Origin of the sequence: Pseudomonas sp. 44 R 15, from assembly GCF_900004965.1 — a bacterium.
Taxonomy (GTDB): domain Bacteria; phylum Pseudomonadota; class Gammaproteobacteria; order Pseudomonadales; family Pseudomonadaceae; genus Aquipseudomonas; species Aquipseudomonas orientalis_A.
Map to the genome: position 1 here is coordinate 1 of NZ_CVTU01000058.1, position 8,714 is coordinate 8,714.

9 protein-coding genes are annotated in these 8,714 nt (G+C 53.5%); 5 read left to right on the forward strand and 4 right to left on the reverse strand.

The features are described from left to right. Positions 1–129 precede the first annotated feature (129 nt). Positions 130–612 (forward strand): GNAT family N-acetyltransferase, encoded by a 483-nt coding sequence (locus BFP93_RS07025; RefSeq protein WP_065892572.1) that lies wholly within the window; start codon positions 130–132, stop codon positions 610–612. Between the two features lie 38 nt (positions 613–650). Here BFP93_RS07025 and BFP93_RS07030 read toward each other — a convergent pair whose 3' ends face one another. The 4 genes from BFP93_RS07030 to BFP93_RS07045 form a co-directional block, all read right to left on the reverse strand. Continuing rightward, positions 651–2,216, reverse strand: coding sequence for an IS66 family transposase (locus BFP93_RS07030; RefSeq protein ID WP_065892567.1), 1,566 nt, complete (start codon positions 2,214–2,216; stop codon positions 651–653). A 61-nt stretch (positions 2,217–2,277) separates the two neighbouring features. Beyond that, the gene (tnpB, locus tag BFP93_RS29155) at positions 2,278–2,613 is read right to left on the reverse strand and encodes an IS66 family insertion sequence element accessory protein TnpB (protein WP_065892568.1); all 336 of its coding nucleotides are present in this window, start codon (positions 2,611–2,613) and stop codon (positions 2,278–2,280) included. Continuing rightward, positions 2,610–2,942, reverse strand: a complete 333-nt coding sequence (locus BFP93_RS07040; RefSeq protein WP_065892569.1) for an IS66-like element accessory protein TnpA — start codon at positions 2,940–2,942, stop codon at positions 2,610–2,612. The genes tnpB and BFP93_RS07040 overlap by 4 nt, the downstream gene beginning before the upstream one ends. Positions 2,943–3,443: 501 nt before the next feature. Further along, complete coding sequence (locus BFP93_RS07045; RefSeq protein WP_065892570.1) at positions 3,444–5,063, reverse strand: methyl-accepting chemotaxis protein; 1,620 nt, start codon at positions 5,061–5,063, stop codon at positions 3,444–3,446. Positions 5,064–5,527: 464 nt separating this feature from the next. Here BFP93_RS07045 and BFP93_RS27145 point away from each other — a divergent pair, with 464 nt between their 5' ends. From BFP93_RS27145 to BFP93_RS07060, 4 genes are all read left to right on the forward strand, one after another. Then, positions 5,528–6,133: an RNA polymerase sigma factor gene (locus BFP93_RS27145; RefSeq protein WP_083203145.1), complete on the forward strand. Its 606-nt coding sequence runs from the start codon at positions 5,528–5,530 to the stop codon at positions 6,131–6,133. 505 nt (positions 6,134–6,638) lie between these two features. Beyond that, positions 6,639–7,232, forward strand: coding sequence for a fasciclin domain-containing protein (locus tag BFP93_RS07050; protein ID WP_065892571.1), 594 nt, complete (start codon positions 6,639–6,641; stop codon positions 7,230–7,232). 55 nt (positions 7,233–7,287) lie between these two features. Then, positions 7,288–7,923 carry a sigma-70 family RNA polymerase sigma factor gene (locus tag BFP93_RS07055; RefSeq protein ID WP_043205415.1) on the forward strand — a complete coding sequence of 212 codons (636 nt, stop codon included), beginning with the start codon at positions 7,288–7,290 and terminating at the stop codon, positions 7,921–7,923. Continuing rightward, a complete protein-coding gene (locus tag BFP93_RS07060; protein WP_012724508.1) occupies positions 7,920–8,594 on the forward strand; it encodes an anti-sigma factor in 675 nt (224 codons plus the stop codon). Before BFP93_RS07055 ends, BFP93_RS07060 begins: the two co-directional genes overlap by 4 nt. The last annotated feature ends 120 nt before the right edge of the window (positions 8,595–8,714 follow it).

Genomic DNA, 8,714 nt, shown 5'->3' on the forward strand with positions numbered 1-8,714 from the left:
GTATGCGTCCGGCGAACACATCCCCCTGAAGCTGATATGGAGCCATCGCCTCCATTGAACCGAGGCAGTAGTGGTTATGCGGATTCTGTTCTCTATAATGACTGACCGGCCATGTTTAGGGTGCTTGTTATGCCAGCCTCCGCTGATCAAAACTCCGCTGTCGTTTTATGCGCAGCTTCCAATAACGACCTGGAAGATCTGGTAGCCATCAGGATTGAGGCCATGCGCGAGAGCCTTGAACGGCTTGGACGATTTAACCCAGATCGTGCGCGCGAACGATTTCTTGGTGGGTTCGACGCTAACAGCACACGCCGCATAGAAGTATCAGGCGATCTGGTCGGTTTTGTCGTTATCAAAGACCATCAGAGCGAGCTTCTGCTTGACCATTTGTATGTGATACCCGGTGCTCAAGGAGCAGGAATCGGCTCTGAAGTTCTTACTCAGATTTTCAGAGAGGCTGATGAGATCGGGCGTCCCATCAAGGTTGGTGCTCTCAAGGAAAGCGCTTCAAATCGTTTTTACACTCGCCATGGCTTCGTGTTCGTCGAAAGCGGTGAATTCGATAATTATTATGTCCGGATTAACGGTAATTCCGTTAATTTGGGCGACTAGGCAGATCTTGATACTGTGCCCCGTCAGAGGTTGCACCGTTAGATGGGCATCCACCTGTGCGGCAGTAGGTCGGTAATCTCATTCGCCCGCTGCGTCGGCAGGCGCGTGAGAACATCCTTTAGATAGGCGTATGGATCATGACCATTCAGCCGCGCAGACTGGATCAAGCTCATGATCGCCGCCGCCCGCTTGCCGCTGCGTAGCGACCCTGCGAAGAGCCAATTCTTGCGTCCAAGAGCCCATGGTCGGATTTGGTTCTCCGCCCAATTATTGTCTATGGGTACGGCCCCGTCACCGAGGTAGCGCGACAGCGCTGCCCAGCGTTTCAGGCTGTAATCCAGCGCTCTGCTGATGGCTGAGCCTTCAGGCACGAGATCGCGCTGGGCGATCATCCAGGCGTGCAGCATATCCATCAACGGGACGGCTTTTTCTTGCCGTATTCGGCGCCGCAAATCCGGCTCCAGGTCGCGCACTTCGCTCTCGATTTCATACAGCGACTGGATGTAGCGCAGGGCTTGCTCAGCAAGCGTGCTCTTGTTGGTGGTGTGCAGTTCGAAGAACTTGCGCCGTGCATGGGCCATGCAGCCGATCTCGGTCACGCCCAGTTCGAAGCTAGCCTTGTAGCCACCAAAATCATCACACACCAGCTTGCCCTTCCAGTCTTGCAGGAAGTTGCGAGCATGCTCCCCAGCGCGGCTGGAGCTGAAGTCGTAGACAACAGCCGCTGTTTCGCAGAACTGACTGGTGGCGTAGGCCCACACATAAGAGCGGTGGGTTTTCTTTGTGCCCGGAGCCAGCATCTGCACCGGCGTTTCGTCGGCATGGATAACTTGCTGCCCGAGCACTACGTCGCGCAGCGCATCTACCAGAGGCTGCAACTGCACGCCCGTCATGCCAACCCATTGAGCCAAAGTTGAACGTGGAATCGCCAAGCCGGCACGACCGAAAATCAATTCCTGACGGTAAAGAGGCAAATGGTCAGCAAACTTGGCGATCATGACGTGGGCAAGTAGCCCGGCGGTCGGGATGCCCTTGTCGATGACTTGCGCCGGAACCGGCGCCTGGATCAGCGTTTCGCAGTCATCGCAGACCCACTTGCCACGGACATGGCGCTCGACGGTAAACACGCCTGGCGTGTAGTCCAGTTTCTCGCTGACGTCTTCACCGATGCGTTTCAGTACGCAGCCACATGGGCAGTGAGTATTGTCCGGTTCGTGATGGATCAACGTGCGTGGAAACTCAGCCGGCAATGCAGTGCGCTTGGGCTTCTGCTTTTTCTCGGTCAACGATGGCGCGGTTTGCAATGCTTGAAGCTCAGCCTCAATCGCCGCGATATCGGTATCGATCAAATCGTCCAGCAAGCTGGCCTGCTGCGGACTCATCTGCTCGCTACGCTTGGCAAACTTGAATCGCTTGAGCTGTGCAATCTCATGGGTCAGCTTCTCGATCACCGTTTGATCGCGGTTGATCTTCTTACCCATTGTTTCGACCGTCTTGCCCATCGTCTCGACTTGCTGGTCGAGTGTCTCGACACGCTGTATCAACTGCGCCGCCAAAGCGCGCAGTTGTTCAGGATTCAGGTGGTCGAGATTGGGCAAGGTCATGGTGCCGATTTTGCCAGAGCAGGCAATTCACGGCGATAGAGCGATAGGCTAATGGTAGCCGTTAAAGCCGTGTGATTGCGGCGCCGGAGCCCGCGCGTTGCCATGGCAAGCCCAATACCAAAGCCTGGAGTTGCTTGGTATCCAACTCTATTTCACAGCTATGGCGAATGCCTGGCCAGTGGAACTTGCCTTGGTTCAACCGGCGAGCAGCAAGCCAAATGCCAAACCCGTCATGCACCAGAACTTTCATCCGATTAGCGCGGCGGTTGGCGAACAGATAAGCACAGTGCGGCTGCGCCGCACCAAACACCGCAATCACTCTGGCCAATGCAGTCTCGGTACCAGCGCGCATGTCCATCGGCTCGGTGGCGAGCCAGATGGAGTCGATGCGAATCATCGCAGCAAGTCTCGAAGAAAGGTCGCACAAGCAACAGCACTTTCAGTAGGCCAACTCACTTTGACGGTACCGCGTGGGTGCTGGATTTCGACACAGATATTCGGCGACGCAGCTTGCGAATTCACTTCGGCCAGCTGCATGGGTACCGGAATGAATGCAGGTTGCAGCGCCGTGCTTTTCTGCGCGTGCAGCCGAATCCATTTGTGGACGAGGTTCGCGTTGAGGCTATGGCTGAGCGCAATGCTGGCAATCGAAGCGCCGGGCTGGGCGCACTCTTGAATGACTTGGGCCTTGAAGGACTTGGAGTAGGAACGGCGTTGTGGCTGCATGAAATACCCGCTTAAAAGGCTAGACCTGGTGTCCACTCAAATTTAAGTGCACACCATGCCGTGGCCTTGCGGGGCTGGGTAGATGACTTCGCCGGACGGATACGATTCTCGTACATTCGTTCAAGCAAATCTGGGAGTGAGTATTCCCCTGCCATGTGTGTCACCTTGCCCTAAATGGTCTAAGCATAGCAGCGGCCTGGTAAATTGGTGCTTGCTTAGAAATTGCTACGAGAACAGCCGCTCAATGCCTCGAAAGCAGGGCTAGTGGCGGTTTTGGGGAGGACTACGTCCAATCCATCATCGGACGGATCGTTTAGCTGGCTTCCCTGCGGTCGTATGCGATCCTAAGCTGCCTTCCGCGAAGGGCAGCAGTCGGCCAAAGGCGGAAGTTTGGTTTATAGGAACTGCCTGGTGTTGCGACGATTGCATCAATTAGGCTACTCAACCTGTCATTGAGTGGCTAGTCTGAAGCTAGCCATCAGCGCCCCCAAAAAGCCTTTGTCACACAACAAATCGGTTAACTAACTGATTCAGGTTAACCGCTAGCTTTGACATCTCACCACACGCACTCGCTGTTTGCGCGGCTCCAGCAGCACTCTGTATTGTAAGTTCACGTATGCTGATCAGGTTTCGATCAACTTCCCTAGCGACGTGAGATTGCTCTTCAGAGGCTGTCGCGATCATTAGGTTGCGTTCGTTAATTTGAATAATGCCCGTTGATATTTGATCCAGTGAGGTACTGGCCTCTTGGGCGACACCAAGAGATTCGGTGGCCAGGTCTCTGCTTGTATTCATCGCCTTCACGGCTAGGTCGGAATCACTCTGAATAGCAGCAATCATCTGCTCAATTTCCTGAGTCGACACTTGGGTGCGGTGGGCTAATGCCCTTACTTCATCAGCGACCACTGCAAACCCACGACCTTGCTCGCCAGCTCGCGCGGCCTCGATAGCGGCGTTTAACGCCAACAGGTTGGTTTGCTCTGCAATTGCCCGAATCACCTCGACAACTTTAGTGATGCTTTGGGCACGATCTGACAACCCTTGAATCTGTTGGCTTGTGTTTTCGACGTTACCGTTCAGCTTTTGAATTGACTTTAACGTCTGAGCCACCCGCGCCAAACCTACCTCAGTGTAACCCTGGGTACGCTTTGACTCTTCGGAAGCTGACTCCGCGTTGCGAGCGACCTCATCAACTGCCGCACTCATTTCTGTGACCGCTGTTGCAGCCTGATTGACTTCATCGTTCTGGGAAACAAGGCCCCGGCTTGACTCTTCAGTAACCACCGTCATTTCCTCCGAAGCTGAGGCCAACTGGGTGGAAGAATCGGATATCTGCATAATTGTGGCACGCAGGTTTGCCTGCATCTGCGCCAGAGCTTTCAACAGTCTCCCAGCCTCATCAGTACCGCTGACCAATACCTCCTTGGAGAGATCACTAGCCGCGATACGCTCTGCCACAGACAGGGCATCGTTAATCGGAGAGGTAATACTTTTCGTGAGCACTAAAGCCAACCCAGCCGTCAAAATGACCACGCCCGTTATAAGCCCGATAACAAGCCAAAAACCATTGCTATAGAGATCGCTCGCGGTTTGCCCAGCCTGCGCTGCGCCTTCGTTGTTAAAGTCGGTCAAGTCTTTAATTTGCTGCTCCATTGTATTCGTGAGCGGGCGAATGCCTGTACTCACCAGATTGACCGCTGTGGCGATGTCACCTTGCCTCATAAATGGTTCGAGAATATCCAGTTGTTTGGAATATGCATCGGCGCTGTTTTTTACCGGTGTGTAAAACGAGCGCTCTTTATCACTCGCTATCAGAGGATCATAGTTTGCCACCGCATCGGTGAACGCCTTGCGATAGCCGGCGAAGCTCTCAATGTTCTTTTGAATGGATTGAGGATCGGCAATGGCTCGCTGGGTCTCAAGCCTCAGGCGAAGTGTCGCTTTGTCCATCAAAGCCGTTTGTCGGATACTGGCCATCCAATTGAGCTCAACGTCTTTTTCGGCATCCCTAAGCTTGCCCATTTGCAGGACTGCGAATACGCCGAGTACAAAAACAAGAACGATGATTGAAGCGAAAAACAGGGCAGCTCGTGGAGCTAAATTGAGGTTTCTGAGGCGCATACAACGTTCCTGCTTTCCAATGATTGTTGAGATACTCAAAAGGCTATCGACCCAAAGCTGAAAACTTGAAGCAAGTCGTCGAAAGGTGAAGTGAATGGTCCCTAGTTTCCTAGACACCTATGAGCAGCTGCTTTTGGCCGGTTTCTGCCTATGCTGGCGGCGGGAGGGATACCGTCGCTACACGACCCAAAGCTGACGGTGGGCTTAGGCAGAGATCGGCCAGCAGCTGCCAGCCGCATGCGTCTTGAAAAGTAGCGGCGCTTCACTCCTTCCACATTTAATTATCTTCGCTGTGCATCTAGTGAATGGGTTGATCCGTATGTGCTCTTGAGGGCTCGAGTGCGATGAGTATTCGAGATTAGCAAGCGGTGCAGTGCGATGAGCGGTTAGGTATTTCATGATCCGAACCGTCATCTCTGCCAAGGACAGCTACGATCATGATACGACCACAGTTAGGTACTGCCATGAACGCCAAGGATGACGCTCATTTTTTGGACCGCCTATTGCGCGGAGAACAAGACGCATATCGTGATTTGGTGTGCACGCATCAGGGAGCCATGAAGGCCATAGCTTATGGAATCGTGGGGCGGCACCATGCAGATGACGTAGTGCAAGAGGCATGGCTAGCGATTGTGAAAGGCATAGGCAAATTTCAGAGACGATCTAGCTTAAGAACCTGGATGATGGCCGTCACGTCCAATACGGCGAAGTGCCGATATAAAGCTCGGCGAAGTGAGTCGAATTGTATTCCATGTACCTCGTGGATTGAGGGAGGAGGCGTTTTAGTCGTAGGTGATTATTCCTACACTCCTTCCGTGATATCGCATGAAGATAGCCCTGAAGCGCTTCTGAGCGAATCCGAGCTATATGCTCGCATCAACATTGCTCTCGAGACTCTACCGCAATTGCAGAGGAGCGTATTGATATTGAGGGAGCGCTCTGGGTTGGATCTAAACGAAATTTCTACGCTTCTTGGGATATCGCTGACTAACGTAAGAGTGCTATTGCACCGAGCTCGTTTAAAGGTTTTTTCTGCAATAGCAAAGTACCAGTCCGCTCTTGATATGTGAGCATTAGGAGGATTTTTCCAACGGTCTGGATGGCTGATTGAATCGCCCCTATTTTCATAGACGCCTTCAAGTTTCCAGGAAGGGCTGCTAACCCTGCGTAACTGTCCGCTTTTGGCCGAGACTGTGTAAAAACGGTTTTGAGCACGTCAGGTGCTCAAAACCGGACTGGAAATCGCGTTTCTACGTGAAATCCACATCTGCAGACGTGCCGATAAATTTCAGATTTAACGTAGACGCGCACACTTCAATTTTGACGAAGCGTTTTTACACACTCTGGGCCGAAAGCGGTCGTCCTTGAGCTGCAGCTTTCGGCCAAAAGCAGCCGTGCACAAAAAACACCTTCTAGCTGGAATATGGCCACCTTGCTTAAGAAGCAGTGGTCACTGGATCGCGTAATTTCCAGATCACAAAAAAACTGAGGTACTGCATCCATTCCGAACGCCGCCACGTATATCAAACACGGACAGACCTTCCTGGCCGAATCTCCTCATAAAGGATCATCGCGATGAAAAGCATTTCGATCAAAACGCCATTGATAGTCGGCCTCCTGACCTTGGCGGCAGGTAGCGGCTTAGCGTTCAACGCGGCACAGGCAGCGACGATGAGCCACGACAGCGTAATGGTAGGCGGGCAAAGCATGTTGCCGAGCAAGGACATCGTTGATAACGCAGTAAATTCCGCAGATCACACGACCCTGGTCGCCGCTGTCAAAGCTGCCGGTCTAGTCGACACTCTCAAGGGCAAAGGTCCCTTTACCGTGTTCGCACCGGTCAATTCAGCCTTTACTGCTTTGCCCGCCGGAACCGTCGATACGTTGCTGAAGCCGGAAAACAAGGCAACCCTTAGCAAGATCCTCACTTACCACGTTGTGAGCGGCAAACTGGACATGGCCACCCTTGCCGAAAAGATCAAGGCCGGTGGCGGTAAGGCCGAACTTACCACTGTCTCAGGAGGCAAGCTGTGGGCAATGATGAATGGCCCGCACAACATCACCATCAAAGACGAGAAGGGTAACGTCGCCGACATCACCACCTATGACGTGTACCAGTCGAACGGTGTGATACAGGTCATCGATAAGGTGCTGATGCCGAAAAGTTGACTGACATCGCCGGTCGCCATCCGCAGGATTGGCGAGTTTTCCGAGGAGCCCACCCGTGAATGGAACAACAGCGCGCTGTGGGCTAACCTCTGGCTGCAATCGACATTTAGCACCTCACGACTTAATCGTTTGGAGAAAGGCTATTCCAATCGCCGACATCGACCAACTCAAACACCTTTTAGCCCAGTGCTCCCTGGGTGATCGACGCGCATTTGAAACGCTGTATCGTAGCGTGAGTCCGCGCTTGCACGGCGTGGCTTTGCGGCTCATGGGACGTTCGGATCTCGCTGAAGAGGTGCTGCAGGAAAGTTTTGTGCGCATTTGGAACAATGCTTCACGCTACCAATCCCACCTGTCCGCGCCGATGACCTGGATGATCAGCATAACGCGAAACCAGGCCATCGACCAATTGCGAAAATATCGCGACCGTCCGCTGAATGATCTCGACGCGCAGATGTTGGTCGATGACAGCCCCTCGGCACATGAGCAACTGAACAGTTCCCGTGAGGCCAGCACATTACATCGGTGCCTGGATAAGCTAGAAGGGATGCAACGCCAGTCGATCACCATTGCCTACTTTGGGGGACTCTCCTGTTCAGAGTTGGCCGAACACCTTTCAGCACCGCTAGGGTCGGTGAAGTCTTGGATACGCCGGGGCATGGAGCATCTGCGCAGGTGCCTTGAGTCATGAACTACCAAACTCCAAGTATGCGTCGCGCACTTGCCGCCGACTATGCCATCGGGTTGATGCCGCACACCGCACGCCGGCGCTTTGAGCAACTTTTACTAAAAGACTCGGAACTTCGCGCGGAACTTGCGCAATGGCAGGAATGCCTCATGAGCCTCACTGAGGCTCTGCCTGAACAACCTGTACCGGATCGTGTTTGGCGCAAAGTTACGGCTCGCATAGATCCGCAAACAATGCAGCTGCCTATGAAACGGCCTCTCTGGAACTGGCTCCGAATGACGATCGCAGCATGTTCACTCGTAGCAGCAGTATCGCTAAGCGTTATCTACAGCCGTGACGATGTACGCTACGGTGCCACGTTGTATAGCGCTGACGCACAGTCTTGGATGAGCATTGAAACGCGAGAGGACTACCTGAGAATCAAACCGCAGGCGTTAGCGAAAGTTGAAAAGGGTCGTAGCCTGCAAATGTGGCTTATTCCGCTAAGTGGCAAACCCGTGTCCCTTGGGGTGATACCGCCAGGTGGAGATGGGGAGATTAAGTTGGCCAGCGCGCAGAAAGCTCTCATGGGTGAGTCAAGCACTTTGGCCGTCAGTCTTGAACCCGATGGCGGATCGCCGACAGGACAGCCGACAGGTCCGGTGCTTTACCAGGGCGCGCTTACGGTACTGTAACTCCGTGGCGGTAAGTCTTTAAATCTTTTCGTGAGTAAACGACTCAATGATCGGTCGTCCAGAGTTCGAAGCCAGCTCAACCGACTCATGAGTAGTGAACGGCAGCTTCTGGCCGAAAGC

Excerpts from the sequence above, each read along its gene's own strand:
- BFP93_RS07060 (WP_012724508.1), top strand. The coding sequence starts at position 7,920 with ATGAACTACCAAACTCCAAGTATGCGTCGCGCACTTGCCGCCGACTAT.
- BFP93_RS07030 (WP_065892567.1), bottom strand. The coding sequence starts at position 2,216 with ATGACCTTGCCCAATCTCGACCACCTGAATCCTGAACAACTGCGCGCT.
- BFP93_RS07050 (WP_065892571.1), top strand. The coding sequence starts at position 6,639 with ATGAAAAGCATTTCGATCAAAACGCCATTGATAGTCGGCCTCCTGACC.
- BFP93_RS27145 (WP_083203145.1), top strand. The coding sequence starts at position 5,528 with ATGAACGCCAAGGATGACGCTCATTTTTTGGACCGCCTATTGCGCGGA.
- tnpB (WP_065892568.1), bottom strand. The coding sequence starts at position 2,613 with ATGATTCGCATCGACTCCATCTGGCTCGCCACCGAGCCGATGGACATG.
- BFP93_RS07040 (WP_065892569.1), bottom strand. The coding sequence starts at position 2,942 with ATGCAGCCACAACGCCGTTCCTACTCCAAGTCCTTCAAGGCCCAAGTC.
- BFP93_RS07045 (WP_065892570.1), bottom strand. The coding sequence starts at position 5,063 with ATGCGCCTCAGAAACCTCAATTTAGCTCCACGAGCTGCCCTGTTTTTC.
- BFP93_RS07025 (WP_065892572.1), top strand. The coding sequence starts at position 130 with ATGCCAGCCTCCGCTGATCAAAACTCCGCTGTCGTTTTATGCGCAGCT.